Origin of the sequence: Stenotrophomonas sp. 8(2023) (genome assembly GCF_030345295.1) — a bacterium.
In the GTDB taxonomy this organism is placed as follows: domain Bacteria; phylum Pseudomonadota; class Gammaproteobacteria; order Xanthomonadales; family Xanthomonadaceae; genus Stenotrophomonas; species Stenotrophomonas muris.
Genome location: NZ_CP128404.1, coordinates 1,530,866 through 1,557,749 on the forward strand (window position 1 = coordinate 1,530,866; position 26,884 = coordinate 1,557,749).

General features: G+C 67.5%; 24 protein-coding genes and 3 tRNA genes. 23 read left to right on the plus strand and 4 right to left on the minus strand.

What is annotated here, in order from left to right:
• Window positions 1-199 precede the first annotated feature (199 nt).
• The 8 genes from ppnN (at window position 200) to QP609_RS07090 (ending at window position 8,788) form a co-directional block, all read left to right on the plus strand.
• Window positions 200-1,588: a nucleotide 5'-monophosphate nucleosidase PpnN gene (gene ppnN / locus QP609_RS07055; RefSeq protein ID WP_075075696.1), complete on the plus strand. Its 1,389-nt coding sequence runs from the start codon at window positions 200-202 to the stop codon at window positions 1,586-1,588.
• Between the two features lie 161 nt (window positions 1,589-1,749).
• Window positions 1,750-2,265, plus strand: coding sequence for a Tfp pilus assembly protein FimT/FimU (locus QP609_RS07060; protein ID WP_041863227.1), 516 nt, complete (start codon window positions 1,750-1,752; stop codon window positions 2,263-2,265).
• Complete coding sequence (gene pilV, locus QP609_RS07065) at window positions 2,262-2,759, plus strand: type IV pilus modification protein PilV (RefSeq protein ID WP_046429810.1); 498 nt, start codon at window positions 2,262-2,264, stop codon at window positions 2,757-2,759. Before QP609_RS07060 ends, pilV begins: the two co-directional genes overlap by 4 nt.
• An 8-nt stretch (window positions 2,760-2,767) precedes the next feature.
• On the plus strand, window positions 2,768-3,925 hold the full coding sequence (locus QP609_RS07070) for a PilW family protein (protein ID WP_046429811.1): 1,158 nt from the start codon (window positions 2,768-2,770) through the stop codon (window positions 3,923-3,925).
• A 5-nt stretch (window positions 3,926-3,930) separates the two neighbouring features.
• The gene (locus QP609_RS07075; protein ID WP_046429812.1) at window positions 3,931-4,452 is read left to right on the plus strand and encodes a PilX N-terminal domain-containing pilus assembly protein; all 522 of its coding nucleotides are present in this window, start codon (window positions 3,931-3,933) and stop codon (window positions 4,450-4,452) included.
• A gap of 13 nt (window positions 4,453-4,465) precedes the next feature.
• Window positions 4,466-8,233: a PilC/PilY family type IV pilus protein gene (locus tag QP609_RS07080; RefSeq protein WP_049407951.1), complete on the plus strand. Its 3,768-nt coding sequence runs from the start codon at window positions 4,466-4,468 to the stop codon at window positions 8,231-8,233.
• Between the two features lie 23 nt (window positions 8,234-8,256).
• On the plus strand, window positions 8,257-8,664 hold the full coding sequence (locus tag QP609_RS07085; protein WP_014646597.1) for a type IV pilin protein: 408 nt from the start codon (window positions 8,257-8,259) through the stop codon (window positions 8,662-8,664).
• 47 nt (window positions 8,665-8,711) lie between these two features.
• Window positions 8,712-8,788 (plus strand) — tRNA-Asn (locus QP609_RS07090).
• 52 nt (window positions 8,789-8,840) lie between these two features.
• On the opposite strand, the gene QP609_RS07095 is transcribed toward QP609_RS07090, so the two are convergent.
• On the minus strand, window positions 8,841-9,386 hold the full coding sequence (locus QP609_RS07095) for a GspH/FimT family pseudopilin (RefSeq protein WP_051007154.1): 546 nt from the start codon (window positions 9,384-9,386) through the stop codon (window positions 8,841-8,843).
• Window positions 9,387-9,514: 128 nt separating this feature from the next.
• Here QP609_RS07095 and uvrB point away from each other — a divergent pair, with 128 nt between their 5' ends.
• From uvrB to QP609_RS07110, 3 genes are all read left to right on the plus strand, one after another.
• Window positions 9,515-11,539, plus strand: coding sequence for an excinuclease ABC subunit UvrB (gene uvrB, locus QP609_RS07100; RefSeq protein WP_014646599.1), 2,025 nt, complete (start codon window positions 9,515-9,517; stop codon window positions 11,537-11,539).
• 106 nt (window positions 11,540-11,645) lie between these two features.
• Window positions 11,646-11,720 (plus strand) — tRNA-Val (locus tag QP609_RS07105).
• A gap of 98 nt (window positions 11,721-11,818) precedes the next feature.
• Window positions 11,819-11,893, plus strand: a tRNA-Val gene (locus tag QP609_RS07110).
• Between the two features lie 132 nt (window positions 11,894-12,025).
• Here QP609_RS07110 and QP609_RS07115 read toward each other — a convergent pair.
• Complete coding sequence (locus tag QP609_RS07115; RefSeq protein WP_032960880.1) at window positions 12,026-12,328, minus strand: hypothetical protein; 303 nt, start codon at window positions 12,326-12,328, stop codon at window positions 12,026-12,028.
• A gap of 182 nt (window positions 12,329-12,510) precedes the next feature.
• Here QP609_RS07115 and QP609_RS07120 point away from each other — a divergent pair, with 182 nt between their 5' ends.
• Complete coding sequence (locus tag QP609_RS07120; RefSeq protein WP_162838510.1) at window positions 12,511-12,651, plus strand: hypothetical protein; 141 nt, start codon at window positions 12,511-12,513, stop codon at window positions 12,649-12,651.
• Between the two features lie 87 nt (window positions 12,652-12,738).
• Here QP609_RS07120 and QP609_RS07125 read toward each other — a convergent pair whose 3' ends face one another.
• Both QP609_RS07125 and QP609_RS07130 read right to left on the minus strand, forming a co-directional pair.
• The gene (locus tag QP609_RS07125) at window positions 12,739-13,023 is read right to left on the minus strand and encodes a hypothetical protein (RefSeq protein WP_014646601.1); all 285 of its coding nucleotides are present in this window, start codon (window positions 13,021-13,023) and stop codon (window positions 12,739-12,741) included.
• Between the two features lie 29 nt (window positions 13,024-13,052).
• Window positions 13,053-13,820 (minus strand): MipA/OmpV family protein, encoded by a 768-nt coding sequence (locus tag QP609_RS07130; protein WP_197621242.1) that lies wholly within the window; start codon window positions 13,818-13,820, stop codon window positions 13,053-13,055.
• A 145-nt stretch (window positions 13,821-13,965) separates the two neighbouring features.
• Here QP609_RS07130 and QP609_RS07135 point away from each other — a divergent pair, with 145 nt between their 5' ends.
• From QP609_RS07135 to uvrC, 11 genes are all read left to right on the plus strand, one after another.
• A complete protein-coding gene (locus QP609_RS07135; protein ID WP_005415973.1) occupies window positions 13,966-14,637 on the plus strand; it encodes a response regulator transcription factor in 672 nt (223 codons plus the stop codon).
• Window position 14,638: 1 nt separating this feature from the next.
• Entirely contained in the window at window positions 14,639-15,982 is a 1,344-nt protein-coding gene (locus QP609_RS07140; RefSeq protein ID WP_142234488.1) for a HAMP domain-containing sensor histidine kinase, read from the plus strand.
• A gap of 59 nt (window positions 15,983-16,041) precedes the next feature.
• The gene (locus QP609_RS07145) at window positions 16,042-18,441 is read left to right on the plus strand and encodes a DNA internalization-related competence protein ComEC/Rec2 (protein ID WP_197621241.1); all 2,400 of its coding nucleotides are present in this window, start codon (window positions 16,042-16,044) and stop codon (window positions 18,439-18,441) included.
• A 3-nt stretch (window positions 18,442-18,444) separates the two neighbouring features.
• Window positions 18,445-19,107 (plus strand): MotA/TolQ/ExbB proton channel family protein, encoded by a 663-nt coding sequence (locus QP609_RS07150; RefSeq protein ID WP_014646605.1) that lies wholly within the window; start codon window positions 18,445-18,447, stop codon window positions 19,105-19,107.
• Window positions 19,108-19,110: 3 nt separating this feature from the next.
• Complete coding sequence (locus QP609_RS07155; RefSeq protein ID WP_197621240.1) at window positions 19,111-19,533, plus strand: biopolymer transporter ExbD; 423 nt, start codon at window positions 19,111-19,113, stop codon at window positions 19,531-19,533.
• Entirely contained in the window at window positions 19,530-21,278 is a 1,749-nt protein-coding gene (gene msbA / locus QP609_RS07160) for a lipid A export permease/ATP-binding protein MsbA (protein ID WP_014646606.1), read from the plus strand. Before QP609_RS07155 ends, msbA begins: the two co-directional genes overlap by 4 nt.
• The gene (gene lpxK / locus QP609_RS07165) at window positions 21,278-22,297 is read left to right on the plus strand and encodes a tetraacyldisaccharide 4'-kinase (protein ID WP_032960871.1); all 1,020 of its coding nucleotides are present in this window, start codon (window positions 21,278-21,280) and stop codon (window positions 22,295-22,297) included. Before msbA ends, lpxK begins: the two co-directional genes overlap by 1 nt.
• 75 nt (window positions 22,298-22,372) lie before the next feature.
• Window positions 22,373-23,146 (plus strand): 3-deoxy-manno-octulosonate cytidylyltransferase, encoded by a 774-nt coding sequence (gene kdsB, locus QP609_RS07170; RefSeq protein WP_111205958.1) that lies wholly within the window; start codon window positions 22,373-22,375, stop codon window positions 23,144-23,146.
• Entirely contained in the window at window positions 23,143-23,631 is a 489-nt protein-coding gene (locus QP609_RS07175) for a low molecular weight protein-tyrosine-phosphatase (protein ID WP_014646609.1), read from the plus strand. Before kdsB ends, QP609_RS07175 begins: the two co-directional genes overlap by 4 nt.
• On the plus strand, window positions 23,628-25,040 hold the full coding sequence (locus QP609_RS07180; protein ID WP_197621239.1) for a hypothetical protein: 1,413 nt from the start codon (window positions 23,628-23,630) through the stop codon (window positions 25,038-25,040). Before QP609_RS07175 ends, QP609_RS07180 begins: the two co-directional genes overlap by 4 nt.
• A complete protein-coding gene (gene uvrC / locus QP609_RS07185; protein ID WP_197621238.1) occupies window positions 25,037-26,881 on the plus strand; it encodes an excinuclease ABC subunit UvrC in 1,845 nt (614 codons plus the stop codon). The genes QP609_RS07180 and uvrC overlap by 4 nt, the downstream gene beginning before the upstream one ends.
• The last annotated feature ends 3 nt before the right edge of the window (window positions 26,882-26,884 follow it).

Consider the following 26,884-nt stretch of genomic DNA (forward strand, 5'->3'; position numbering starts at 1 on the left):
CCCGTTCAGGCGAAAGTCCTTGCGGGGTGCTGGGCAACGGCGTAGCATCTGGAAATGTGCGCGGTGCCAATGCCGCCGATGCGGTCCCGGACAGGCGAACGCGGGCAGCACACATCCAACGGTCGGGCTTCCCGGCCGTTTTGCTTTTTAAGGGGGCGGCAGTACAGTCGGAAACCTTGAAGGAAGCGAAAAATTGGATATGACCACGAACGAAAAATCAGCCCGTGCACTGCCGGTGCAGGATGCGCGGATCTACCCGCGCGGTGGGCTGGATGTGCTGTCGCGCGCCGAGGTCGCACGCCTGCGCGATGCCTCCGCCGGCGGCATGCATGAGCTGCTGCGCCGCTGCGCGCTGGCTGTGCTGACCAGCGGCAGCGCTTCGGACGATCCGCGCGCGGCGCGCGACCTCTACCCTGATTTCGACATCCAGGTGGCGCAGCAGGATCGCGGCGTGCGCATCGACCTGGTCAACGCACCGGCGATGGCCTTCGTCGACGGCGAGATCATCCGCGGTGTCGCCGAACTGCTGTTCGCCGTCGTGCGCGACCTGGCCTACATGGCCATCGAGATGGGCCCGGCCTACGCGGCCGAGCTGGAGTCGTCCGAGGGCATCACCAACGCGGTGTTCGGCCTGCTGCGCAATGCGCGCATCCTCAACCCGGGCGATCCGAACCTGGTGGTGTGCTGGGGCGGCCATTCGATCTCGCGCGACGAGTACCTGTACACCAAGCAGGTGGGTTACGAGCTGGGCCTGCGCGGCCTGGACATCTGCACCGGCTGCGGTCCGGGCGCGATGAAGGGCCCGATGAAGGGTGCGACCATCGCCCATGCCAAGCAGCGCCGCACCGTCACGCGCTACATCGGCCTCACCGAGCCGGGCATCATCGCGGCCGAGTCGCCGAACCCGATCGTCAACCACCTGGTGATCATGCCGGACATCGAGAAGCGCCTTGAGGCCTTCGTCCGCATCGGCCACGGCATCATCGTGTTCGCCGGCGGCGTCGGCACTGCCGAAGAGATCCTGTACCTGCTCGGCATCCTGCTGCGCGAGGAGAACAGGGACCTGCCGTTCCCGCTGATCCTTACCGGCCCGACCGTGGCGGCGCCGTACTTCGAGCAGATCGACCGCTTCATCCGCCTGACCCTGGGTGATGAGGCTGCCGAGCGCTACGAGATCATCATCGGTGACCCGGTCGCGGTGGCCAAGAAGATGGCCAACGGCATCAAGCGCGTGCGCGAGCACCGCCTGGCGCAGAAGGACTCGTTCTTCTTCAACTGGTCGATCGAGATCCCGTGGGAGTACCAGCAGCCGTTCGTGCCGACCCACGAGGCGATGGCCGCGCTGGACCTGCACCACGGGCGTGCGCCGCACGCGCTGGCGGCCGATCTGCGCCGGGCGTTCTCGGGCATCGTCGCCGGCAACGTGAAGGAGGACGGCATGCGCCGCATCGAGCAGTTCGGGCCGTTCCAGATCCACGGGGACCCGGACATGATGCAGGCGCTGGATGCGCTGCTGCGCGCCTTCGTCGAGCAGCGCCGGATGAAGATCTCCGGCGAATACCAGCCCTGCTACCAGGTGCTGGCCTGAACCGGGGCCGGCGCGATGGGGATCGCGCCGGCACGGGCAGGGGAGGGCGGGTCGTCAAGCCTTTGACGCCCGTCGCCCCGGATTGACCGTTCATCCTGCCGCCGCTTGCCGGTGGCGGGACGATGGCCCATCGTGGCCACCAACACGCTGGGGAGCGTCCAATGTCTTTGCGCCGGCAAAACGGTTTCACGCTGGTTGAACTGATGGTCACGCTGGCCGTCTTCGTGATCCTGGCGTCGATCGCCTATCCGAGCTTCCGCGGGATGATCCGCTCGAACCGGCTGGCGACCGCCAACAATGAACTGATCGCGCTGGCCAACCTGGCCCGCAGTGAAGGCATCCGCAACAGCAACGGTGGCGGTGTCTGTGGCAGTGCCGATGGCAAGGCCTGTGATGGCGACTGGTCCAAGGGCGTACTGGCCTGGTCGGACCTTGATGGCGACGGTCAGATGGGCAGTAATGACGTCGCGCTGCGCTTTTCGCAGGGCAACCCGCAGCTGAGCGTAGTCGGCCCGCCGGGCGCGGTCATCGCCTTCGACGGGCGCGGCCGGCGCAGGGCGGTCGCTGATCAGACCCTGGTGCTGTCGCCGGATGCGTGCAAGGCCGGTGAATCGAAAAGCACGTTGACGATCAACCAATCCGGCCAGGTCCGGGTGACCAAGGGAGCCTGCTCATGAGCCGCCGCAACCTGGCCCGCCCGCGCTCGTCGCAGGGTGGCTTCAGCCTGATCGAAGTGATGGTGGCGGTGCTGATCCTGGCGTTCGGGCTGCTGGGCTTCGCTCTGCTGCAGACCACCAATGTCCGCTTCGTGCAGAGCGCGAATTACCGCACCCAGGCCACCAACCTGGCCAACGACCTGATTGAGCTGATGCGCGCCCAGCGTACCGACACGCTGGCCGGTGGCGCCTATTCCTCTGCCTCGTTCTCGGCCGGCTCGGTGAAGCCCAGCGGCGTCTGCGCCTGGCCGACCGGCGCTGCCGTGACGCCGAAGACGAACGTGGCGCGCTGGCAGTGCGAGGTCGCGCGCACGCTGGGCGAGAAGGCCAGCGCGCAGGTGACCTTCGTGCAGAGCACCGGCCAGGTCACCGTGGCCATCAGCTGGGGTGACCAGCGCTGGGATCCGAAGGATCCCGACAGCCTTACCACCTTCGGCCTGACGACCTTCCTGTGAACGCGCCCATGAGTCCAATTTCGCGAGCCCGAGGCCTGTCGCTGATCGAACTGATGATCGCCATGGTCATCGGCCTGGTCCTGATGCTGGGCGTCACCCAGATCTTCATCGCCTCGCGTGCGGCGTCGCGGCTGTCCGAAGGCGCGGCCCGTACCCAGGAGAACGCGCGCTTCGCGCTGGATTTCCTGCAGCGTGACCTGCGCATGGCCGGCCACTTCGGCTGCGTCAACGACCAGGCCCACGTGGTCAAGAACACCGGCGATATCGGCTATCACCTGGGCATCAGCTCGGGCAGTGGCGACCCGCAGGATTTCTCGGTTCCGGTGCAGGGGTATGAGGCAGCAGGTACGGCGCCGGGCGCCACGCTGACGCTGGGCCGTGCGTGGAGCGCGGCGCAGTCGGTACCGAAGAGCATCACCAACCTCAAGCCGGCGCCGTTGCCTGGCAGCGACATCCTTGTGCTGCGCCTGATGAGTCCGGAAGGGGCCGTGGTGACCGGCATCTCCGTGGCCGCGGGTGCGACCACGCTGACCGTCTCCAGTGATGGCATGGCCCGACTGAAGGCCAACGCCGCAGGTACGCCGACGGTCTTCGGCATAGCCGACTGCACCCGTGCCGACGTCTTCCCCGCCACCATCAGCGGTTCGACCTTGAAGGTGGACAAGGTCGACCTGAGCAACTATTCGATCAACAACGCGATGACCATGCTGTATCGCGCCGATGGCATGGCGTACTACATCGCGACCAATCCCAATGGCGAGCCGGCGCTTTACCGGGCACGCGCGAATGGCGCCGGCGGCTACGCCGATGGCGAGGAGCTGGTGGAAGGCATCGAGAACATGCAGTTCCTGTACGGACTGGATGCCACCCCGGATATCGCCCTGCCCACGCCGCCGACCGGTCGCATCGTCGACCAGCGCGTGGCCAGTGCGGTCAGTACCGGTACCGATGCCACCGCCGCAGGGCAGTGGCGCCGCGTCGGCATGGTGCAGGTCGGCCTGCTGGCGCGCAGTCCGCAGCGTGCGTCGGCCGAAGCGCCGGGCAGTGCGGCCACGTATCCGGCCATCCTCGGGGTGGGCTTTGCCCCGGCCGATCCTTACGACCAGCGCCATCGTGGCGCCTATGAAGCGTCCGTTGCGCTGCGCAACCGCTTGTTCGGGAACTGACGACCATGCGCACTCATCCTTCCTCCCGACGCCGTCCCTTCGTTGCCCAGGCACGACAGCAGGGTGCCGTTCTCTATGTCGCGCTGATCATGCTGGTGCTGCTGGCCCTGCTGGGCGTGATCGGCATGCAGGTGGCCGGCATGCAGGAACGCATGGCGGCCGGCTACCGGGCGACCAACATGGCGCTCCAGAACGCGGAAGGCGCGGCACGCAGCGCCGAGAACGCCGTGGAGAACATCGCCAACCGCAAGGATGCCGGCGCCAATCCGGCCGTGGCCTCCTCCGACATCAACCAGCAGTGCGATGACGGCTTCGACCCCTCGGCCTGGGTCGCGAAAACCAAGCTGGGCAGCAAGCCGGCCATCTATGTCCGTGAGATCCAGGGCTGCATCCAGGGGGAGGGTGCGCTGGACATGGGCAAGTCGGTGGAGAAGCCGACGCCGGTCTACCAGATCACGACCTATGCCGGTGATACCACCAGTGATGCGACGTCGCGTGCGGCGATCGATACCGTATTCAAGCTGTGAGGGTGGGGAGCCCATGAACACTCGCAACCGCAGGATCCTTGCAGGCGTTGGCCTTGCCGTCTTGGCCGCTGGCGGCTATCTGGCGCATACCTTGTTTGCCGCACAGGCGCAGGGCGTGCTGGCACAGGAGCCGATGAACGTGCAAACGCGCGCGACACCGGCGTTCATCATGGCGGTGGACGATTCGGGTTCGATGAACTTCGAGCGCATGTTCCCCGGTGGTGACGGCCGCATGCGCTGGAACAGCAACACCAACAGCTTCTTCAACAACGATGGAAGCTTCTTCAGCGTGGGCTCGGCGTGCGCCAGCAACTCGGTGGACTGTTACCTCTACCTGTATCCGCACGCGGAGTTCAACAAGGAATACTCGCCAGGCCGCGCCATTCCGCCGCTGGATATCTACGGCTTCGCGCGTTCGCATGTCTACAACGCCAGTTACTTCAACCCGGCAGTGACCTATCGGCCGTGGACCAATGCCGATGGCACGCTGTGGGCAGATGCCTCCATCACCCAGACCCGCGCCGATCCCCGGTCCGGCCAGCGCGGCTACAACGCCGTGTACAACATGACCGTCAATCGGGCCGACACGTCGGAAAAGTTCCAGTTCGTCAACGGTATGCGGATTCCCGACCTTTCCGGTACCGGCAATGAATACTATGTCGACAGCTGGTGGGATGGTGGATGGAAGACCGCCGCGATCAGCAACACCGGCAATACCACATACTCCATCAGTTATTTTCCGGCGACCTTCTACCTGCCGGCTGCAGCGCCTGCACCGGACGGATACAAGACCGACGACGCCAGTCGCCCGGTGATTACCGGTGCCTGTGGTCCGGGCTGCAACCTGCGTCGCTACCAGATCAAGCCGGGCAATTACTCGAGTCCGGCCGCCTACAACGCCGCGATCCAGAATTTCGCCAACTGGTTCCAGTATCACCGCAACCGCGTGCTGGCCATCGTCGGTTCGTCGACCGCCGCCCTGGTGAGCGTGGATACGATGCGGGTGGGCTACTTCACCATCAACAAGCTCAGCAACGCGACCATGTATGACATGGTCACCAACCGAGCTGACCTCTACAAGCAGATTTATGCGCTGACGGCCAACGGCGGCACGCCCAACCGTCGCGCGGTGGAGTATCTGGTCGACCAGTTCCGTCGTACCGACGCCGATGCCCCCGTGCAGCTGGCCTGCCAGCGTAATGGCGGCATGCTGTTCACCGATGGCTACACCAACTCCGGCAATGCACCGAGCGCGTCCTTCGGTGACGCCGACTCGGTGAACTCGACCCACCTGCCGTCCATTCCGTTCTCCGACGGCTACAGCAATACCATCGCCGACATCGCCGCGGCGGCTTATGCAGGCGCCCGGACCCCCCTGCGCACCGGGACCAGCTTCCCGGCGGGGCAGGTGCCGGTCAGTGACAAGTGCAGCTCCCTGGACAAGAGCAGCCCGGACTGGAAGCGCCTGGACTGCCAGACCGACCTGCACATGAACTTCTACGGCGTGACCCTGGGCGCGCAGGGCAAGATCTACGGCGTCAACCAGGCCGCAACCGCCGATCCGTACAAGACGGCGCCGAACTGGGCCGGCAATGGCAATCCGCTGGACGTCGATGACGGTACCGTCATCGATGAGCTGTGGCATGCGGCCGTCAACAGCCGTGGCGAATTCATCAACGCGCAGACGCCGGCGGACGTCACCGAGGCCATGCGTCGGGTGCTGTCCTCGATCAGTGGTGGTGCGTCGCCTTCAGGCACGATCGGTATCAGTGGTGCGCGCATCGGCACCGGCTCACTGGCGGTCACCCCACGCTATGACATCACCAACAGCGGCACCGACTGGTCGAGCAAGCTGACTGCGGCCAGCGTCAAGGTCAACGCCGACCAGGTCGCGGAGCTCACCGAGGTGTGGGAAGCCTCCAGCCGCCTGACGTCGTCCGGCCGCCGGATCGTGGCCAACAAGCTGGGTTCGCCGGTGGACTTCAACAGTGCCCGTATCAGCCTGCAGGATCTGTGCAGCAAACCCGACGGCAAGTACGCGTCGATGCTGGTCTGCTCCACCGACAAGCTGACGACGATCAAGGCCGATCTGGCCAGTGCCATCAACTATCTCAGTGCCGACAGCTCCACCGAGGTCCGCAACGGCGGCAAGTACCGTGACCGGACCACGCCGCTGGGTGACATCGTCAATTCGGCGCCGGTGGTCAGCTCGCCGCTGGACGACTACGGGTACCGCCAGCTCGGCGGCACCTACGCCAAGAGCTACACCGACTACCTGGCGACCAAGGCCAAGTCCCAGCGGTACATGGTCTATGTTGGTGCCAATGACGGCATGCTGCACGCCTTCGATGGCGGCATGAAGGCCGATGCCAAGCAGGACGGCACCGGCGGCACGGAGAGCTTTGCCTACATCCCGGCCACCGCGCTGGGGCACATGGCCAACCTGCTGTTCCCCTACAAGTCCGATACGGCCGACCAGACCTTCCGCCACCGCTATTACGTCGACGGCCCGATTGCCGTGGCCGATACCTACAACGGCACCGCGTGGCAGACCAGCCTGGTAGGCACCACGGGTGCAGGTGGCCGTTCGGTGTTCGCGCTGGACGTCACCACGCCGGGCAGCTTCGGCACCGGCAACGTGCTGTGGGAAATCAGCGACATCAACGCGTCGCTGAGGGACGAGGTGCGCAACAACATCGGATTCGTGCTGGGCAAGCCGGTGATCGTGCCGGTGAAGAGCGGCACCGGCGTCGCCTGGAAGGCGATCTTCGGCAATGGGTACGGCAGCGCCAATGGCAAGGCGGTGCTGTTCGTGGTCGACATGGCCAGTGGCGACATCCGGATGATCGAAGCCGTCGAGGGTACGTCAGGTGCCGGCATCTCCGGGAGCAACGGACTGGGCAATGTTGTGGTTGTCGATCGCTGGACCGGTACCAACCAGGATGCGCGCGGCCGTGATGGACTGGCCGACACCGTCTATGCCGCCGATCAGCGTGGCGCCGTGTGGAAGTTCGACCTGACCAGCAGTGCGAACACCACGCTGACCGTGCCGATGTTCACCAGCCAGGTTGCCCAGGATTCCTCCACCAAGACCTACCGCCAGCCGATCACCGGTGGCATGACTGCTGCCACCGGTCCTTCGGGCGGCGTGATGCTCTATTTCGGCACCGGCAGCTTCTCCTTCACCAGCGACAAGGATGACAAGGCGCAGCAGGCGCTGTACGCCGTGAACGATCTGTCGGGGAAGACAGTGACCTCGACGGTGACCGCTGCCAACCTGGTCCCGTACACGGCCGCGGCCGCCACTGCAGGCGTTGATGAACGCAAGATCACGGCGGGGACGGCCCCGGCAAATGCCCGGGGCTGGATGATCCAGCTGCCTGCCGGCAATGGCGAGCGTGCGGTGGGCAACCCGATCCTGGTCAGTGGCATCGTCTTCATGCCGACCTACGTGCCCAACATGCAGTCGGTGGGCTGTTCGACCAGCGGTTCGAACTGGCTGTTCGGGCTGTCGTCGATCAGCGGCTTGCCGATGTTGGAGAACGTGCGCTATGGCTCGCCGACCGGCAGCCGGCCCGGGGCAGCGACCGCCGCCATCGCGTTGAAGACCGGAGGAACTGCGCCGGTCCGTGACGTTTCGCTGTCGGTGCTGCCGCGTCCGACGGACAACAAGGCGCCGCCCGGAGGCAGCTCCTGCTGGATGGCCGTCGGCGCGGCGGGCAGCCAGTCGCTGTATCTGCCTTACCCTTGCGGTCGCCAGTCCTGGCGCCAGCTCCAGTAACCCCAGTGCGAGGATCCACGCTCATGTTGCACACTCACATGCCTCGCCGCGCGGCTGGCTTTACGCTGATCGAATTGATGATCGTGGTGATCGTCATCGGCATCCTGGCGGCGATCGCCATTCCGTCCTATCAGGAATACGTGCGCCGATCGCATCGTGCCGTGGTGAAGGCGGACCTGGCTGAGTACGCACAGCGCGCCGAGCGCTACCACACCAGCAACAACTCCTACACCGGCTACGCGCTGCCGACCAAGGTGTCGCCCCGTGATGGCGGTACCGTGCGCTACAACCTGGACTACAAGGGGGATGGCACCAGCTTCACCATCACCGCCACCCCGCAGGGCACGCAGGCCAAGGACAGCTGCGGCACGATGAGCGTGGACCAGGCCAACCGCAAGACGGCCGACGGTGGCGTTGCCAGTTGCTGGTGAAACAGGTGTTGATCTTCCTGTAATCGACCAGTACAATGCGCCTCCCCGCCCGAATAGCTCAGCCGGTTAGAGCACTTGACTGTTAATCAGGGGGTCGTTGGTTCGAGTCCAACTTCGGGCGCCAGACACTGCAAAAGCCGCGAGAAATCGCGGCTTTTGCTTTTCTGCGCAGGCAGTCAGCAGGGCGTATCGCGGTCCACGCGTTCACTTCGCACGCGGCCGCCATTGTTGACGATCAACGCACCGTGCAGCCGGTTGCCCGCGCAGATGCGCAGGGTCAGGTTGGCCCCTGGGCTGCGTCCGTCTGCCTGGAAGAACAGCTGGGGCCGCCCGCTGCTGGCCTGGGCAAGGATCGATATGTCCGAGCGCCCGGTGTGATGGTTCAGGATCGCCTCCGGCGACGTTGGCTCCCCGCGCTGGTCGCCACTGCGGTAGATGATCCAGCCGGCGCTCCAGTCGTCGCTGCAGTGCAGGCCGTCGATACTGGCGCAGAGGCCGATCAGCTCGCGTCTGCGCAATGCCTCGCTGCGCGCGCCGGCCAGGCTGGCGTGCAGGGTCAGTTGTAGTGCATCGGCGCGTTGCCGCAGCAGCAAAGGCTGCAGCGCCGGCCAGGACGCCGCCAGCAGCACCGCCAGCACGGCGATGACCACCAGCAGTTCGGTCAGGTGCACGCCCCGCGCAGAGCGGGGGCCGAGGGGGCAGGGGGCATGGGTCGGGTGCATGCATCCAGCCTCCGCGCCCGGCTGCGCGGCCGCCATCGGGAATCCCCGTGGCGGGCTGCCCGGCCACCCCTCAGCCAGCCGTCACCCCTCGCCCCGTATACTCATCCTTCCCGGGAACTGGCAACACCATGAGCGACAGTTTTGAACTTGTCTCGCCGTATTCGCCGGCGGGCGACCAGCCCGATGCCATCGCGAAGCTGACCAGCAACTTCGAGGCCGGCATCGCCAAGCAGACCCTGCTGGGCGTGACCGGCTCGGGCAAGACCTACACCATCGCCAACGTCATCCAGAACATTCAGAAGCCGACGCTGATCATGGCGCCGAACAAGACGCTGGCGGCGCAGCTGTATGGCGAATTCAAGGCGTTCTTCCCGCACAACGCGGTGGAGTATTTCGTCAGCTATTACGACTACTACCAGCCGGAAGCCTACGTGCCGTCGTCGGACACCTTCATCGAGAAGGACAGTTCGATCAATGAACATATCGAGCAGATGCGGCTGGCCGCGACCAAGACCCTGCTGTCGCGCCCGGACGCGATCGTGGTGGCGACGGTGTCGGCGATCTATGGCCTGGGCGCGCCGGAAGACTACCTGTCGCTGCGCCTGATCCTGTCCAAGGGCGAGCGCATCGACCAGCGCGACCTGATCAACCACCTGACCCAGCTGCAGTACACGCGCAATGAGTACGAACTGCAGCGCGGCACCTTCCGCGTGCGCGGCGAAGTGATCGACGTGTTCCCGGCCGAGTCGGACAGTGAAGCGCTGCGCCTCGAGCTGTTCGATGGCGAGGTCGAGAAGATCACCCTGTTCGATCCGCTGACCGGCGAGACGCTGCGCAACATGCAGCGCTTCACCGTGTATCCGAAGACCCACTATGCGACCACGCGCGAACGCGTGCTGGCGGCGATCGAGACGATCAAGGTGGAGCTGAAGGAGCGGCTGGAGCAGCTGTACGCGCAGAACAAGCTGGTGGAGGCGCAGCGTTTGGCGCAGCGCACCCAGTTCGACCTGGAGATGATGGCCGAGGTCGGTTACTGCAACGGCATCGAGAACTACTCCCGGCACCTGACCGGCAAGGCCGCCGGCGAGCCGCCGCCGACCCTGTTCGACTACCTGCCGGCCGATGCGCTGCTGGTCATCGACGAATCGCATGTGACCATTCCGCAGATCGGCGCCATGTTCAAGGGCGATCGCTCGCGCAAGGAAACCCTGGTCGAGTTCGGCTTCCGCCTGCCGTCCGCGCTGGACAATCGTCCGCTGCGTTTCGAGGAATGGGAGGAGCGTTGCCCGCGCAGCATCTACGTGTCGGCCACGCCGGGTCCGTATGAATACCGCGAGGCCGGAGACGAGATCACCGAACTGGTGGTGCGCCCGACCGGCCTGATCGACCCGGTGGTGGAGATCCGGCCGGTGGGTACCCAGGTCGACGACCTGATGAGCGAGGCCAACGCGCGCATCAAGGCGGGCGACCGCGTGCTGGTCACCACGCTGACCAAGCGCATGGCTGAAAACCTCACTGAATACCTCACCGAGCATGGCATCCGCGTGCGTTACCTGCACTCGGACGTGGACACTGTCGAGCGTGTGGAGATCATCCGCGACCTGCGCCTGGGCAAGTTCGACGTGCTGGTCGGCATCAACCTGCTGCGCGAAGGCCTGGACATGCCCGAGGTATCGCTGGTGGCGATCCTCGATGCCGACAAGGAGGGTTTCCTGCGCTCCACCGGCTCGCTGATCCAGACCATCGGCCGCGCCGCCCGCAACGTGCGCGGCAAGGCGATCCTGTATGCCGACCGGATCACCCGTTCGATGCAGGCGGCGATCGATGAAACCGACCGCCGCCGCGCCAAGCAGGTCGAGTACAACGAAGAACATGGCATCGTGCCGCGTTCGGTGGCGCGCCCGATCGTCGACGTCCTCGAGGGCGCGCGTTCGGATGCCGCGGAGAAGGAAGCCAAGAAGGGCAAGGGCAAGGGCCGGGCGGGCGTGGCCGAAGAGGCGACCGACTATCGTTCGCTGTCGCCGGCGCAGCTGGCTGTCCGTCTCAAGGCGCTGGAACAGCAGATGTACCAGCACGCCAAGGATCTGGAATTCGAGGATGCCGCGCGCGTGCGTGACCAGATCCGCCAGCTGAAGGAAGCCAGCCTGGGCTGAACGCGGCAGTGCAGCATCATCTTCACAAAAGTGTTGCGCTTCCCTGCCGGCATCCGTAATATACGCGGCCTGCACCGACGCAATCGCGGAAATGCAGAAGCAAAACGGGCGGTTAGCTCAGCGGTAGAGCACTACCTTGACATGGTAGGGGTCACAGGTTCGAACCCTGTACCGCCCACCACGAAGTCCTCGCAAAAGGGCTCTCGTGAACTGCAAAGCCCGGCCCTGGCGCCGGGTTTTTACGTAACAAGGCCAGCCTTCGGGCGGCAAAAACAAGATGGGCGGTTAGCTCAGCGGTAGAGCACTACCTTGACATGGTAGGGGTCACAGGTTCGAACCCTGTACCGCCCACCACCTGTTCCCGGCGTTGCCGGTGAAGCGGTGGAAACGATGAAAGCCGGCCCTGGGGCCGGCTTTTTTTCTTTCCAGGGGCAGGACCCCGGCGTTCCCGCGAAGCCACATTCCTGCAGGTTCAGTGGCGTGAAATCAGTGGGTGATGGTGATCGAACGCTGGATCCGCCAGTGGCCATCGACGCGTTCCCACAGCTGCGCTACACCTGCCCGGGCCAGCGCAGCATGCGGGCTGCCGCCTTGGTCGCCTGCCAGTTGCTGGCTGCCCAGGCGCAGCACGCGGTCCTGGCGCAGGTGATAGAGCTGCAGGGGCAGCGCTTCATGCGTGTCCTGCGGTCCTTCGGTGCGCAGGATCTGGCTGCGCAGGGCATCCTCGGTGGGCCCGCTGCCGTCGCCGAACAGGCTGGAGAACAGCAGGACCAGGGCAAGCATCGGCATGGCACGGTGCTCCAGCGGGAAAGTGCGTGCAGGCTGGCATGGCCGGCCGGGCACCGCAGCCGGCCTGCGACGAAGACGGGGATTGCGCCGCCAAAGGCGGGCAGGCGGCGATGAATCCGGGGCGCGCAGGCGTAGACTCGGCGCTACCGCGCAACCGCGCCGTCACTTCAGCGAGCTGCCGCATGAGCGATCACGTCCCGGTGTCCAGGCCCAATCCGTTCCTGGAACGCCTGTTCGGCGGCAACATGCTGGAAGGCACGTTCAAGGCAGTGATCTGGGTGGCGATCCTGTGCGCGCTGCTGGCGTGGACCACGCTGCGCTGAGCGACGCTACCGCGTGGGCTTGGCTGCTGATGCAGTGAATACGGGTGCCGCGGCAAGGGTGCGGCGGCAGTGTCCGTGCATGTGCCGTCAGGCGCTGAAGGCCTGGCGCAGGCTGCGCAGGGTTGCCTGGCGGTGTTCCCTGGCCGTCGGCTCGCCCATCTCCAGTTCCTGCAGGCGCAGTCCAACCAGGGTCATCGACAACGCATAGCCGCGTGCCGCGTCGGCAACGCGTGACAGGCCCACTGCACGGCGTGCCAGTGCATTCACATGTTCGAGGTCGGGCATCAGTCCCAGATAGACGCGCTCGGCGCTGTCCAGGTCGGGCGCGCGCAGGATCGCGTGGGCTTCGGTGGCGGAGGAGACGGAGGCCATGGGGGTCCTTGTCCGTAGGGGGCGCTCGCTCAGAACGAGCGCATCAGGGAAACGAAGGCCGACGTCTGCGTGCCACGTCGTGCCATCGGGCTGTCCTTCACTGCATCACCGAACCACTGGTTGGCCACCACGCCGGTGGCGCGCCATTTGGTGCCCAGTGGCGTGCTGACCGTGATCTGCAGGCTCGGCGACGTGGTGCTGCCGGGGCGGTAGGCGGCAAGGCCCGAGCGCAGGGCTTCTTCATCGCTGATGCCGTAGTAGTAGTCGAGCAGCCGTGCACTGGAGTGCACCACGCCCGCCCGCGGCACCCAGGTGAAGCGACCCGCCTGGATCGGGTAGCTGTAATGCAGGCGCGACTCGAAACCGCCGCCATGGCCGGTCACTTCGCGCATCACGCTGGCCTCGACCATGCCCCAGTCGGCGCTGTACTCGCCGTTGATGCCGGCCATGGCCGACATCTGCCGGCTGTGCAGGCGGCGCAGCTGAGCATCGTTCACGTCGTCGGTCTTGAAGCGCAGCGTGTAGGGCGTGACCGCCGCCGACAGGCGCAGTCCCTGGCCCTTGTAGAGGTACATGCCCAGCGAGCCGGGGCTGGCGAAGAAGCGCTCGCCCTGCCAGGCAATGGCCGGTACCACCAGCGGTTTGACGTCGTAGTGCGCGTACGCACCGGAGGTCGCGCCAGCGCTGATGCCGGCCTGTACGCCCGGGTTCTGCTCGGCAGCGTGGGCGAGCAACGGCACGCCGAGGGCAGCGGTGAACAGCAGCGGGCGCAGCAGGGTCGGGGACAGCGACGGCATCGATCAGCCACGTTGCGGAGGATGGCTGCGCATGGTGAGGGGGCAACATTGTCAGAACATTGCGCCCGCGTGATCGGCACGCATGGGCGCAAAACCCTGGCGCCAGGCACTATGATCGGCAGCGTTTCCGGCAGACGAGTTCCTGATGCGCATCCTCCTGGTCGAAGACGATCCTGATCTGTCCCGCGCCCTGCAATCGGGCCTGGAGCGGCAGGGCGTGGTCGCCGACGTGGTCGGCAGCCTGGCCGAGGCCGCGCTCGCGTTGCGCGAACCGGTGCACCAGCTGCTGCTGCTCGATCGCCAGCTGCCCGATGGCGATGGCGCCGGATTCGTCGCGACGGCGCGTGCGCTGCGGCCGAACCTGGCGGTGATCATGCTGACCGCCAAGGGCACGCTGTCGGACAAGGTCGAAGGCCTGGACGTCGGTGCCGACGACTATCTGGTCAAGCCGGTGGCGATCGAGGAACTGATGGCGCGCATCCGCGCGGTATCGCGCAGGCCTTCGGCGATGGTGACACCGAGCCTGCGGCTGGGGCGGCTCGAGTTCGATTTCGAATCGCTGCAGGCGCAGGTGGAGGGCCAGCCTCTGGCGCTGCCACGTCGGCAGGTACTGGTGCTGCAGGCATTGGCGATGCGGCAGGGGCGCACGGTCACCCGCAGTGCGTTGGAGGCTGCGGTGTACGGTTTCGACGATGAGATCCAGTCCAATGCGCTCGACGCGCACATCTCCAAGCTGCGCAAGGCACTTCAGCAGGCCGGTGCCGGCGTCGAGATCCACGTGATACGGGGCGTCGGCTACCTGCTGGCGGAGGCCTGAGATGGCCCGTCCGATCCGTTCGATCACCCTTGGCCTGGCCTGGCGCCTGTTCCTGGCGCAGGCCTTCACCGTACTGTTCGCGGTGGTCGCGCTGATCCTGACCTGGGGTGACAAGGACTCCTGGGGCATGGACATGTTCGTTGCCGAGGCGGTGGCCAAGGCGGTGCACAGCGAAGACGGCCGCCTGGTGCTGGACCAGGCGCGCTGGGACAAGCTCGATGCCAACGCCGGGGGAAATCTCTGGTTCGCCGCGGTGGACGACAAGGGCATGTGGCTGGAGCGCGGCATCATCCCCGCGATCCACGCGCCGATGCTCGCGCGGCTGCCGACCGTGGGTGCCACCGAGCTGGGTTCGCTGGTACCGCCCTACCTGGACGTGGCGCGGGTGATGATCCGCAACGAGGATGGGCGCCGCATCACCGTGATGGTCGGTGGAGCACCCAAGGGCGGGCTGCTGGACGGTGCGCTGATGGTGCTGCGCCTGATCGGCCTGTGGTTCTTCCTGCCACTGATCGTGGTCACCCTGCTGGTGATGCCGACCGTGATCCACCGTGCCATGCGCGGTGTGCGCCGTTCCGCGCAGCAGGCCAAGGAGCTGGACATCGGCCAGCCCGGTGCGCGGCTGGATGCGCGGCTGGTCTCCACGGAAGTGGCGCCGCTGGTGGAAGCGTTCAACGATGCCATCGACAAGGTGCAGCAGGGCTACGCCGCGCGCGACAAGTTCCTTGCCGACGCAGCGCACGAGCTGCGCGTGCCGATCGCCGTGGTGCAGGCGCGCCTGTCGCAGCTGCCGCAGGGCGAGCTGAAATCGCAGTTGCTGACCGACGTGGCGCGGCTGGGCAATGTTGCCGAGCACCTGCTTGATCTGCAGCGGCTTGACCGCAATGTCGGCGCATTGCAGCGGCTGGACCTGGCCCTGCTGGTGCGTGAGGCAGCCGCGGACCTGGCGCCGTTGGTGGTGGGCGCCGGCTATGGATTCGAAGTGGACGCGCCGGAAGCGCCGGTGTGGATCCACGGTGACAGCCTGGCGCTGGGGCGGGTGATTGCCAATCTGGTACACAACGCGATCGTGCATGGTGGTGGCCGTGGCACCATCTGTGTGCGGTTGGACACGCGCGGGTTGCTGGAAGTCAGCGACCAGGGCGCGGGCATTCCAGTAGGCGACCGCGAGGCGATCTTCGAGCCGTTCCATCGCCTGCGCGCGGCGGGCAGCGGCAGTGGCCTTGGCCTGCACCTGGTGAAGGAGATCGTGCAGCACCATGGCGGCTCGGTCAGTGTCGGTGAGGCCGCGGGCGGCGGCGCAAGCTTCCGGGTCAATTTCCATCGCGGCAGCGCGCGGCGCTGACGCGTTTGCGGGGCAAGTCCCGATAGGCAACCTGCCGCCGGCAGCGGCAGGCTGGCCTCATGGCCATCGAGCGCTCCCCGTCTCCCTTGCTGGGCAGTGGCACCGCTGGGGCGCTCACACTGGGGGCGTTGGGCTGCGTGCAGCTGTCGCAGCTGCCGCCGCTGTGGGTCTGCACGGTGATGATCGTGCTTGGCATGGCCGGGTGGGGCCTGCGATGGCGGGGGCGCCTGCCGGCGGTCATGCTGCTCGGTGCCGGATGGACGTCGATGCACGCGCACTGGGCAATGCAGGACCAGCTGCCACCGGGCCAACCGGCTCGGGATGTAGTGGTCAGTGGCCGGGTCATCGATCTGCCGGATCATCGGGCCGCGCACACCCGCTTCCTGCTGCAGGTCAGCGAGAGCCGCGAACTGCCATCGCTGCGCGGCAAGCGCCTGCAGGTCACCTGGAACGACGGCTGGCAAGGCAGGTCCAGCGCCGCTGCCGAGGGGCGGCGCAGGCAGGTCCTGGCCGGTGCGCAGTGGCAGCTGGCGCTGCGTGTGCGGGCCCCTCGCTCGCGGATCAATCCCGGGGGTTTTGACAGTGAGCGTCATGCGCTGCTGCGTGGCGTAGCCGGCACTGGAACGGTGAGGGCGCCGGCCAGCGCGCGTGAGCTGCAGGCCGGACATGGCCTGCCTGCATGGCGTGAGCGCACCAGCGCCGCCATCGCGCTGCAAGTGGCCCATCCGGCCGCCCGTTTCGTGCAGGCGCTCGCCCTGGGCGACACGCGTGGCCTGTCCGACACCGATTGGGATCAGCTGCGGGCGCTGGGGCTGACCCATCTGGTGGCCATTTCCGGATTTCATGTCGGGGTGGTGGCGGGGCTGGGGGCGTTGCTGTGCCGAGGGCTGTGGTGGCTGTACCCCCTGCTGGCCCGGCATTGGCCACGTCCACAGGCGGCGGCCTGCGCCGCGGCGCTGTCCGCAGCGGGCTATGCGGTGCTGGCCGGTGGTGAGTTGCCGACCGTGCGCACGGCACTGATGATCGGGCTGGTGGCCCTGGCGCGCAGCGGGCGGCGCCCGCTCGGTCTCGTGCAGGGGCTTGCGCTGGCGGCGCTGGCGCTGCTGCTGCCGGCGCCCCTGTCGGTGCTGTCAGCGGGCTTCTGGCTCAGCTTCGGCGGCGTACTGTGGCTGGTGTGGTGCTTGCCGCAGGGACGTCCGCGCGGGGTGGCCGCCAACCTGCGCGGGTTCCTGGCCGCACAAGGGGTGGCCAGCGTCGGCCTGTTGCCGCTGGGCATCGCCTTGTTCGGTGGCACCGCCTGGCTGGGGCCGCTGGTGAACCTGCCGGTCATCCCGTGGTGGACATTGCTGGTGGTGCCCCTGTCGCTGCTGGGCACCGCCCTGCAGGCGCTGCACGACGGCGCTGGGCGCTGGGCGTGGCGCGCGGCGGCGTGGCTGTTCGAGATCAGCTGGCAGGCCCTGCAGCCACTGGCGGCGCACCCGCAGGCGATGTGGTGGCTGGCCGAGGCGCCGGCCTGGGCGGTGCCGGCGGCGCTGCTGGGGGTGTTCTGGTGGCTGCTGCCACGGGGGGCCGGGGGCTGGCTGGCTGGCCTGCTGCTGTGCCTGCCGCTGCTGTGGCCGGCGCGTGAGCGCCCGGCCGAGGGAGAGCTGGAGCTGCTGGTGCATGACGTCGGCCAGGGCACGGCGGTGTTGCTGCGTACTGCGCGGCATGCCCTCTGGTACGACGTGGGGCCGCCGAACGGGGGCGAGGGCAGCGAGCGGATCCTGGTTCCGTCACTGCGGGCCCTGGGCCAGGCGCCGCCCGAGCGGGCGCTGCTCAGCCACGACGATCTCGATCATGCCGGCAACCTGCCGAGCCTGCGTCTTCAGCTGCCGGGGCTGCCATTGCTGGCGCCGCCGGGAAGTACGATCGCCGGGGCCGGCCGTTGCCAGCGCGGCCTGCGCTGGCACTGGGATGGCGTCGATTTCCAGGTGCTGCACCCGGATGCCGGCAGCCAGCGGGCCGAAAACGAAGACAGCTGCGTGCTGCGCGTGGCCGGTGCCCATGGCGTGGTCCTGTTGCCGGGGGACATCGGCCGTCCGGCCGAACAGGCGCTGTTGCGGGCGTCTGCGGCGGCGCTGAAGGCGGATGTGGTGCTGGTGCCGCACCATGGCAGTGGCGGCAGCTCCAGCGCGCCCTGGGTGGCGGCGGTGTCAGCCCGGCTGGCATTGGTCTCGGCCGGCCACCAGAACCGTTTCGGCCACCCGCGCCAGGACGTGGTCCGGCGCTGGCAGGGGCAGGGCGCCGAGGTGGTGTCCACTGCGGAGTCCGGGGCGATCCGCGTATGGCTTGGCGCACAAGGGCTGCAGCTGCGTGAACAGCGCATCCATGCATCCCGGTGGTGGGATGCCGCTGGGCGGGCGCGGTCGGCTGCTATCCTATCGCCGATCGAACAAGCGGCCGTTGGGCCGGAGGGTTGAAACGTGTGGGAACTGGTCAAGGCCGGTGGCTGGCCGATGGTGCCGCTGCTGCTGTTGGGCGTACTGGCTTTGGCGATCATCCTGGAGCGTTTCTGGTCCCTGCGGCGAACGGAGGTGCTGCCGCCCGGCCTCGGCCAGGAAGTGCGCAACTGGGCCGCGCGCGGCAAGCTTGACCCGGCGCACCTGCAGACCCTGCGTGCCAACTCGCCGTTGGGCGCGCTGCTGGCGGCCGCGCTGGAAGCCCGCAACCGCCCGCGCGACCAGATCCGCGAGCGCATCGAGGATACCGGCCGTCACCTGGTGCACCGCATGGAGCGGTTCCTCAACGCGCTGGGCACCATCGCTTCGGCTGGCCCGCTGCTGGGCCTGCTGGGCACCGTGATCGGCATGATCCAGATGTTCCTGGGCATCCTCGACCATGGCGTGGGTGATGTGAACCAGCTGGCCGGTGGCATCGGCAAGGCCCTGGTGTGCACCGCCACCGGCATGATCGTGGCCATCCCGGCACTGATGTTCCATCGCTACTTCAAGGGCCGCATCCACGGCTACGTGGTGGAGATGGAACAGGAGGCCAGCGCCCTGCTGGATACGCTCGACGGCCGCCCGGGGGTGATGAACCCGTCCCCGTCGGCGCGCCCGGCCAACGCCGCTGCGGCGAAGGCCTGATCGATGCGTATCGGCAATGACCGATCCCAGGATGAGCCGCATATCGATCTGGTCCCGCTGATCGACGTCATCCTGGTGCTGATCATCTTCTTCGTGGTCACCACCACCTTCGATGCGCGCTCGACGTTGCAGGTGCAGCTGCCCACCGCCAGCCAGCAGCCCAACAAAGAACCGCCGCGTTCGCTCAGCGTGCTGATCAACGCCGAAGGCCGTTATTTCATCAATGACCAGGAAGTGCTGCGCAGCGATGTCGAGTCCGTCAAGCAGACCATCGTCGCCGTCGCCGGCAGTGATCGCAGCCAGCCCGTGCTGCTGCGCGCCGACGCGCGTACTCCCTACCAGGCCGTGGTGACTGCGCAGGACGCGCTCGGTCAGCTCGGTTTCCGTCGTATCGCCATTGCAACTGCGCCAGAGGTGCGTCCATGAGTTCCCATCACGCGCCGGTGTGGCCGATCTACAAACGTCTGCTGGGCTACACCCGCACCTACTGGGTGTTCATGGTCGGCGCGGTCATCGCCATGGTGGTCGAAGCCCTCGCCGGCTACCACTTCACCAAGCTGATGGAGCCGCTGGTCAACGAAGGTTTCGTCGATCCGCAGCCGCGCGCGGCCGTGGTGCTGCCGCTGACCATCCTCGGCCTGTTCCTGATGCGCAGCCTGGCCACCTGGGTCAGCGACTACACGCTGGCCAAGACCGGCCGCAGCGTGGTCCGCGACCTGCGTGAGCAGGTGCTGCAGAAGTACCTGCACCTGCCGTCGTCGCACTTCGATACCGAAGCGACGCCGGTAATGGTCAGCCGCCTCAACTTCGATACGGAACAGGTCACCCAGGCCAGTGCCGACGCGCTGAAGACCGTGGTCGCCGATACCCTCACCATCATCGCGATGCTGGCGGTGATGCTGCAGATGAGCGTCAAGGTGACCCTGGCGATGCTGCTGGTGGTGCCGCTGATCGGCGGCATCGTGTCCTACGTGGGCAAGCGCTACCGTCGCATCAGCCGCGGCATCCAGGACGGCATGGGCACGATGGCGCAGACTGCCGAGCAGTCGCTGGCCGCGCAGCAGGAAGTGAAGGTGCACGGCACCCAGCAGCATGAGATCTCGCGCTACTCGCGCCTGGCCAACCGCATGCTGGCGCTGAACATGAAGGTCGAGGTCACCCGCGCCGCCGCGTCCAGCGTGGTGCAGTTCCTGGCCGCACTGGCGCTGGCGGTGATTGTCTGGGTGTCGACCCGCGAAGCCCTGGCCGGCCGCCTCAATGCCGGCCAGTTCATGGGCCTGATGACCTCGATGATGGCCATCATTCCCTCGCTGCGCCGACTGACCAGCGTACAGACCTCGATTTCGCGCGGCGTCTCCGCCGCCGAGCGCCTGTTCGGCATCCTCGACATGCCGGTGGAGCGTGATGAGGGCCAGCACCGCGTGCAGCGCGTGCGCGGCGAACTGGCGTTCGACCACGTCATGCTGCGCTACCGCGAAGACAGCGGCATTGCCCTGGACGACATCAGTTTCGTTGCCAGGCCGGGCACGGTGACGGCCATCGTCGGCCGTTCCGGCAGCGGCAAGACCAGCCTGATCCGGCTGGTTCCGCGCTTCTACGAGCCCAGTGGCGGCGTCATCACCCTCGATGGCGTGGCCCTGGATGACTATCCGCTGGCCGACCTGCGCCGGCAGGTGGCGATCGTCGGGCAGAAGGTGATGCTGTTCGATGACACCATCGCGGCCAACATCGCCTACGGCATGGAGGCGACCGATGAGCAGATCCGTGCGGCGGCCGAAGCGGCCAATGCCTGGGAGTTCATCGCACGCATGCCGCAGCAGCTGCAGACCCCGGTCGGCGAGAATGGCGCGCTGCTGTCCGGTGGCCAGCGCCAGCGCCTGGCGATTGCCCGCGCGATCCTGCGCGACGCGCCGATCCTGATCCTCGACGAAGCCACTGCGGCGCTGGACAACGAATCCGAGCGCCTGGTGCAGGATGCGCTGCAGCGCCTGATGCCGGAACGCACCACGCTGGTCATCGCGCACCGCCTGTCGACCATCGAGCATGCCGACCAGGTGCTGGTGATGGACCATGGCCGCATCGTTGAACGTGGCACCCACAAGGAGCTGCTCGAACTGGGCGGCCTTTACCAGCATCTGCACAGCATGCAGTTCCGCGAAAGGCAGGACTGATGGCCGGCAAGGGTACCCAGACCCCGGCGTACTGGTACGACGGCAGCCCCGTTCCGTGGACGATGCGCCTGCTGGCGCCGCTGTACGCAGGTGTCACCGCGCTGCGTCGGCGCGCCTATCGGCGTGGCTGGCGCAAGCGCCACTCGCTGCCGGTGCCGGTCATCGTGGTCGGCAACATCACCGCCGGTGGTACCGGCAAGACGCCGCTGACCATTGCCCTGGTCGAGCGCCTGCGCGCGGCCGGCTGGAAGCCGGGCGTGGCCAGCCGTGGTTATGGTCGCGAAGACGCCGACAAGCCGCTGTGGGTGCAGGCCGATACGCCAACTGCCAAGGGCGGTGACGAGCCGGTGCTGATCGCCTGGAAGACCGGTGTGCCGGTGCGCGTGGACCGCGACCGTGTCGCCGCCGGCAAGGCGCTGATCGAGGCCGGCTGCGATGTGATCGTCTGCGACGATGGCCTGCAGCACTACCGCCTGGCGCGCGACATCGAGATCGAAGTGGTCGATGCGCAGCGTCGCTACGGCAATGGCCGGATGATTCCGGCCGGGCCGTTGCGCGAGCCGGTCAGCCGCGCCAGCGAATGCGATTTCCGGGTGGTCAACCTCGGCCAGGCCGATGAGGAAACCGCAGCGCAGGCCTGTGGCTTCGGCCAGTGGCCGATGGCGCTGCACATCGACAGTGCACAGCCGCTGGCCGGTGGCCGCGCTCGCCCGCTGGCGTACTTCAAGGGCCAGCGCGTGCATGCGGTGGCCGGCATTGCCCATCCCCAGCGCTTCTTCGACATGTTGCGCGCGCGCGGGATCGGCGTGGTGCCGCATGCGTTCGCCGACCACCAGGCCTACCAGCCGCAGGACCTGTCCTTCGGCAGCCAGCTGCCGGTATTGATGACCGAGAAGGACGCGGTGAAATGCCGTGCGTTCGGCAACGACTGGCACTACGCGGTTCCGTTGCGCGCCGAGTTGCCCGCGGCGTTCTGGGTGGCGCTGACCGATCGCCTGGACAAGCTGCGGCCGAACTGAGTGGCGCGGCGGCGCTTGCATTCACGCGCTGCTGCCCGCATTCCCGTTGTAACGAGCCTGCCGAGTACCGCCTGCATGACTGAATTCGTCGTCGCCATTCCGGCCCGCTATGCCGCCTCGCGGCTGCCGGGCAAGCCGTTGCGCCCGCTGGGCGGCGAGCCGCTGGTGCTGCATGTGGCGCGCCGCGCGCTGCAGGCCGGTGCCCGTGAAGTCTGGGTAGCGACCGACGATCAGCGCATTGCCGATGCGCTGTCCGGGCTGGCCGAAGTGAAGGTGGCGATGACCGCGACCGCGCACGCCTCCGGCACTGATCGCCTGGCCGAATGCGCACGCATTGCCGGCTGGGCCGATGACACGGTGGTGGTCAACCTGCAGGGCGACGAACCGTTCGCACCGGCGGCCGGTATCCGTGCGGTGGCCGATGCGCTGGTCGCAGGCACTGCGACGATGTCGACTCTCGCCACGACCGTCGAGGACGCGCACACCCTGTTCGACCCGAACGTGGTGAAGCTGGTGCGCAACGTGCGCAACGAGGCGATGTACTTCAGCCGCGCGCCGATCGCCTGGCACCGCGACGGCTTCGCACGCAGCCGCGACACGCTGCCGGACGGCCACCACTGGTTGCGCCACATCGGCATCTACGGCTATCGCGCCGGCTTCCTGCAGCAGTTCGCGGCGATGCCGCCGGGCCAGCTGGAGCAGGTCGAATCGCTGGAGCAGCTGCGCGTGCTGGAAGCGGGCTATCCGATCAGCGTGGCGATCTCGCCCGAGCCGTTCCCGCCGGGCATCGACACGCCCGAGGACCTGGAGCGCGCCGAGGGGCTGCTGCAGGCGATGGCGCCGCGATGAGGCTGCTGGTCGTCTGCCTCGGCAACATCTGCCGTTCGCCGATGGCCGAAGGCGCGCTGCGCGCACGCCTGGATGCCTCGCCGCTGGCCGGGCGGGTGCAGGTTGATTCGGCTGGCACCGGCGACTGGCACGTGGGCGAGCCGCCGGACCGCCGCGCGATCGCCTGCGCGGCCGGGCACGGCGTGGACATCGGCGGCCTGCGCGCACGCCAGCTGCAGGCCGTGGATTTCGACCGTTTCGACTGGATCCTGTGTGCCGACGAGGCCAACCTGCGTGATGCAGGGCGCCTGGCGTCGGCGGCCCAGCGTGAACGGCTGGCGTTGTACCTGCCCTGGTCGGGCGTTCAGGGGCGGGTAGCCATCCCCGACCCCTACACCGGCGGCAGCGATCATTTCGAACAGGTCTGGTCGCTGGTCGACGATGCTGCAAAACGTGCGGTGGCACGACTGTTGCATGACGCCGACTCCGGCATAATCGGGTCATGAACGTCCAGCCCGTCCCGGACCTGCCCGAGTTCGCCACCTGGCTCAATGCCACCCCTTGCACCCTGACCGAGCTGCGCGGCCGGCCGGTCGCGCTGCTGTTCGTCAATGCGGCCTCCGCCTGGAGTGCGCAACGCCTGGCCGAGTTCGGCCAATGGCTGTCGCGCCACCCCGGCAAGCTGCAGCCGCTGGTGCTGCAGGTGCCGCGCTTCGATTTCGAGCGCGACGCCAGTGCCGCACTGAAGCTGCTGCGCCGCCAGGGTCTGGCCATGCCCGTACTGCTCGATGCCGATTGGGATGGCTGGCGCCGCTTCGGCGTTACCGCCTGGCCGACCGTGGTGCTGCTGGACGCGCAGGGTCGCGAGCAGCAGCGGCTGGTCGGGCAGGGAGCACCCGGTGAACTGGAGCGCGCCCTGAACACGCTGTGCCAGGGCGCGCCTTCGGCGCCGCCGCGCGGCGGCAGCGAACTGCATCCGGAACCACGCCAGGCGCTGCGGTTCCCGCTGGGCCTGGCGGTCAGCACCGAACGCCTGTACATCGCCGACAGTGGCCACCACCGCATTCTCGAATGCAGCCATGGCGGCCGCATCCTGCGCCAGTTCGGCCTCGGTACCGCCGATTTCATGGACGGCAACCTGGCCGAAGCGGCGTTCCACCGCCCGCAGGCGCTGGTGCTGGAGCGCGATTTGCTGTACGTCGCCGACACCGGCAACCATGCGGTGCGCCGCATCAACCTGCTGACCGGCATCGTCGACACGCTGTGTGGCAACGGACGTCCCGGTGCGCCGATGGAAGGTCCGGTGGCGCAGGCGCGGCAGGTCTCGCTGGACCATCCTGTCGGCCTGGCCATCGCCGACAACCAGCTGCACATCGCGATGGCCGGCGACAACCGCATCTGGAGCTACCACCTGGGCCAGCGCAGCCTGCAATGGCGCGCCGGCAGTGGTTCCATCGACGAGCGTGACGGCAGCGGCCACCTGGCTGCCTTTGCCCAACCGACTGCGCTGGCCGTTGTGCAGCAGGTGTTGTACGTCGCCGACGCCTTGGGATCCTCGATCCGTGCACTGCAACTGCGCGGCGACCTGGTGCAGACGCTGGTCGGGCAGGGGCCCTGGCGCTTCGGCAGCGAAGACGGCCCGCGTGCGCAGGCCAGCCTGCAGTATCCGCAGGCGATCGCATTGAGCGCGGACGCTCCGCTGCTGTGGATTGCCGATACCGGCAACGGTCGCCTGCGCACGCTGCGCCTGGGCGGCGGTGAACTGACCACCCAGCCGCTGCCGCGCCGCCTGCATGGCCCGGCCGGATTGGCGGTGGGCGCCGGTGCGGTGTGGATCGCCGAGACTGACGCCCATGCCGTGCTGCGATTCGACCCCGACAGCGGCGTGCTCAGCGAAGTCCCGATCAGCGAATGACCGACGTTCCCGCCCCGGCCTTCGACGGCAAGGCCTTCGCGGCCCAGCTCAGCACCGCCCCTGGCGTGTACCGCATGTACGCCGCCGACGACACCCTGCTGTACGTGGGCAAGGCGCGCGCGCTGCGCAACCGTGTCGGCAGCTATTTCAACGGCAGCCCGAAGAACGCGAGGATCATGTCGATGATCTCGCAGATCACGCGCATGGACGTGACCGTGACGCGCTCGGAAGCCGAGGCGTTGCTGCTGGAAAACCAGTTGATCAAGTCGCTGTCGCCGCGCTACAACGTCTCACTGCGCGATGACAAGACCTATCCGCATGTGCTGCTGACCCGCGAGGACTGGCCACGCATCGCGCTGCATCGTGGTCCGCGTGCCATTCCTGGGCACTACTTCGGGCCGTATCCCGGCGTCACCGCCGTGCGCGAGACGCTGAACCTGATGCACAAGCTGTTCAAGCTGCGCAGCTGCGAGGACAGCGTGTTCCGCAACCGTTCGCGACCGTGCCTGCAATACCAGATCGGGCGTTGCAGCGCGCCGTGCGTGGAGCTGGTCCCGGCGCCGGAGTACGCCGAGTCGGTGCGCCGCGCCGCCCTGTTCCTGGAAGGCAAGAGTGACGAGCTGACCCGCGAACTGGGCGAGCAGATGCAGGCCGCCAGCGAGGCGCTGGAGTTCGAGCAGGCCGCGCGCCTGCGCGACCTGATCTCCTCGCTGCGCAGCATGCAGACCCGCCAGTACGTGGATGGCCGCGCCGCGGACCTCGATGTGCTGGCCGTGGCCATGCAGGGCTCGCAGGCCTGCGTGCTGCTGCTGGCCTTCCGTGATGGTCGCAACCTCGGCACCCGCCCGTTCTTCCCGCGCACCAATGGCGAGGAAAGCCCGGAAGAGGTGCTTGCCGCCTTCGTCTCGCAGTACTACATCGAATTCGAGCCGCCGCGCGAGATCCTGCTGGACCGCGAGATTCCCGACGCCGACCTCCTTGTCGCCGCGCTGTCGGCCTCGGCCGAGCGCAAGGTGCAGCTGAAGTGGAACGTGCGCGGCGAGCGCGCCGGCTATGTGGAACTGGCCAGCCGCAACGCGCAGCTGACCCTGGCCACCGAACTCAACAGCCGCAATGCGCAGCACGCGCGCAGCGATGCGCTGCGCGAGATGCTGGGCCTGGCCGAGCCGGTCAAGCGTGTCGAGTGCTTTGATATCAGCCACACCCTGGGCGAGGCCACCGTAGCCTCGTGCGTGGTGTTCGACGCCGCCGGCCCGGTGCGCGCGCAGTACCGCCGCTTCAACATCAGCGGCATCGAGCCGGGCGACGACTACGCCGCCATGCGCCAGGCCATCGACCGCCGTTTCCGCCGCGCAGTGGAAGAGCAGGGCGCGCTGCCGGACGTGCTGCTGATCGACGGTGGCGCCGGCCAGCTGTCGCAGGCCCAGGCCGCACTGGCCGATCTGGGCGTGGAAGGCGTGCTGCTGGTGGGCGTGGCCAAGGGCGTGGAGCGCCGTGCCGGCCACGAAGCGCTGGTGATGCCCGATGGCCGCGAGCTGCGCCCGGGCGCGGCCAGCCCGGCGCTGCAGTTCATCCAGCAGGTGCGCGACGAGGCGCATCGCTTCGCCATCACCGGCCACAGGGGGCGCCGCCAGAAGGCGCGGATGACCAGCAAGCTGGAGGATATCCCCGGCATCGGGCCGCGCCGCCGCGCCAGCCTGCTCAAGCATTTCGGCGGCCTGGTGGGCCTGAAAGCCGCTGGCGAAGCCGAGATCGCCAAGGTGGAAGGCATCAATGACGCCCTCGCGGCACGTATCTACGCTAACCTGCACGGGTTGGCCACGCCTGATGCGGCCGAGTAGAGA

Excerpts from the sequence above, each read along its gene's own strand:
- QP609_RS07060 (WP_041863227.1), top strand. The coding sequence starts at position 1,750 with ATGTCTTTGCGCCGGCAAAACGGTTTCACGCTGGTTGAACTGATGGTC.
- QP609_RS07145 (WP_197621241.1), top strand. The coding sequence starts at position 16,042 with ATGGCCATCGAGCGCTCCCCGTCTCCCTTGCTGGGCAGTGGCACCGCT.
- QP609_RS07120 (WP_162838510.1), top strand. The coding sequence starts at position 12,511 with ATGAGCGATCACGTCCCGGTGTCCAGGCCCAATCCGTTCCTGGAACGC.
- QP609_RS07180 (WP_197621239.1), top strand. The coding sequence starts at position 23,628 with ATGAACGTCCAGCCCGTCCCGGACCTGCCCGAGTTCGCCACCTGGCTC.
- QP609_RS07130 (WP_197621242.1), bottom strand. The coding sequence starts at position 13,820 with ATGCCGTCGCTGTCCCCGACCCTGCTGCGCCCGCTGCTGTTCACCGCT.
- msbA (WP_014646606.1), top strand. The coding sequence starts at position 19,530 with ATGAGTTCCCATCACGCGCCGGTGTGGCCGATCTACAAACGTCTGCTG.
- QP609_RS07135 (WP_005415973.1), top strand. The coding sequence starts at position 13,966 with ATGCGCATCCTCCTGGTCGAAGACGATCCTGATCTGTCCCGCGCCCTG.
- QP609_RS07075 (WP_046429812.1), top strand. The coding sequence starts at position 3,931 with ATGCGCACTCATCCTTCCTCCCGACGCCGTCCCTTCGTTGCCCAGGCA.
- QP609_RS07115 (WP_032960880.1), bottom strand. The coding sequence starts at position 12,328 with ATGCCGATGCTTGCCCTGGTCCTGCTGTTCTCCAGCCTGTTCGGCGAC.
- QP609_RS07085 (WP_014646597.1), top strand. The coding sequence starts at position 8,257 with ATGTTGCACACTCACATGCCTCGCCGCGCGGCTGGCTTTACGCTGATC.
- QP609_RS07080 (WP_049407951.1), top strand. The coding sequence starts at position 4,466 with ATGAACACTCGCAACCGCAGGATCCTTGCAGGCGTTGGCCTTGCCGTC.
- QP609_RS07125 (WP_014646601.1), bottom strand. The coding sequence starts at position 13,023 with ATGGCCTCCGTCTCCTCCGCCACCGAAGCCCACGCGATCCTGCGCGCG.
- QP609_RS07140 (WP_142234488.1), top strand. The coding sequence starts at position 14,639 with ATGGCCCGTCCGATCCGTTCGATCACCCTTGGCCTGGCCTGGCGCCTG.
- uvrB (WP_014646599.1), top strand. The coding sequence starts at position 9,515 with ATGAGCGACAGTTTTGAACTTGTCTCGCCGTATTCGCCGGCGGGCGAC.
- QP609_RS07070 (WP_046429811.1), top strand. The coding sequence starts at position 2,768 with ATGAGTCCAATTTCGCGAGCCCGAGGCCTGTCGCTGATCGAACTGATG.
- QP609_RS07095 (WP_051007154.1), bottom strand. The coding sequence starts at position 9,386 with ATGCACCCGACCCATGCCCCCTGCCCCCTCGGCCCCCGCTCTGCGCGG.
- lpxK (WP_032960871.1), top strand. The coding sequence starts at position 21,278 with ATGGCCGGCAAGGGTACCCAGACCCCGGCGTACTGGTACGACGGCAGC.
- ppnN (WP_075075696.1), top strand. The coding sequence starts at position 200 with ATGACCACGAACGAAAAATCAGCCCGTGCACTGCCGGTGCAGGATGCG.
- kdsB (WP_111205958.1), top strand. The coding sequence starts at position 22,373 with ATGACTGAATTCGTCGTCGCCATTCCGGCCCGCTATGCCGCCTCGCGG.
- uvrC (WP_197621238.1), top strand. The coding sequence starts at position 25,037 with ATGACCGACGTTCCCGCCCCGGCCTTCGACGGCAAGGCCTTCGCGGCC.
- pilV (WP_046429810.1), top strand. The coding sequence starts at position 2,262 with ATGAGCCGCCGCAACCTGGCCCGCCCGCGCTCGTCGCAGGGTGGCTTC.
- QP609_RS07155 (WP_197621240.1), top strand. The coding sequence starts at position 19,111 with ATGCGTATCGGCAATGACCGATCCCAGGATGAGCCGCATATCGATCTG.
- QP609_RS07175 (WP_014646609.1), top strand. The coding sequence starts at position 23,143 with ATGAGGCTGCTGGTCGTCTGCCTCGGCAACATCTGCCGTTCGCCGATG.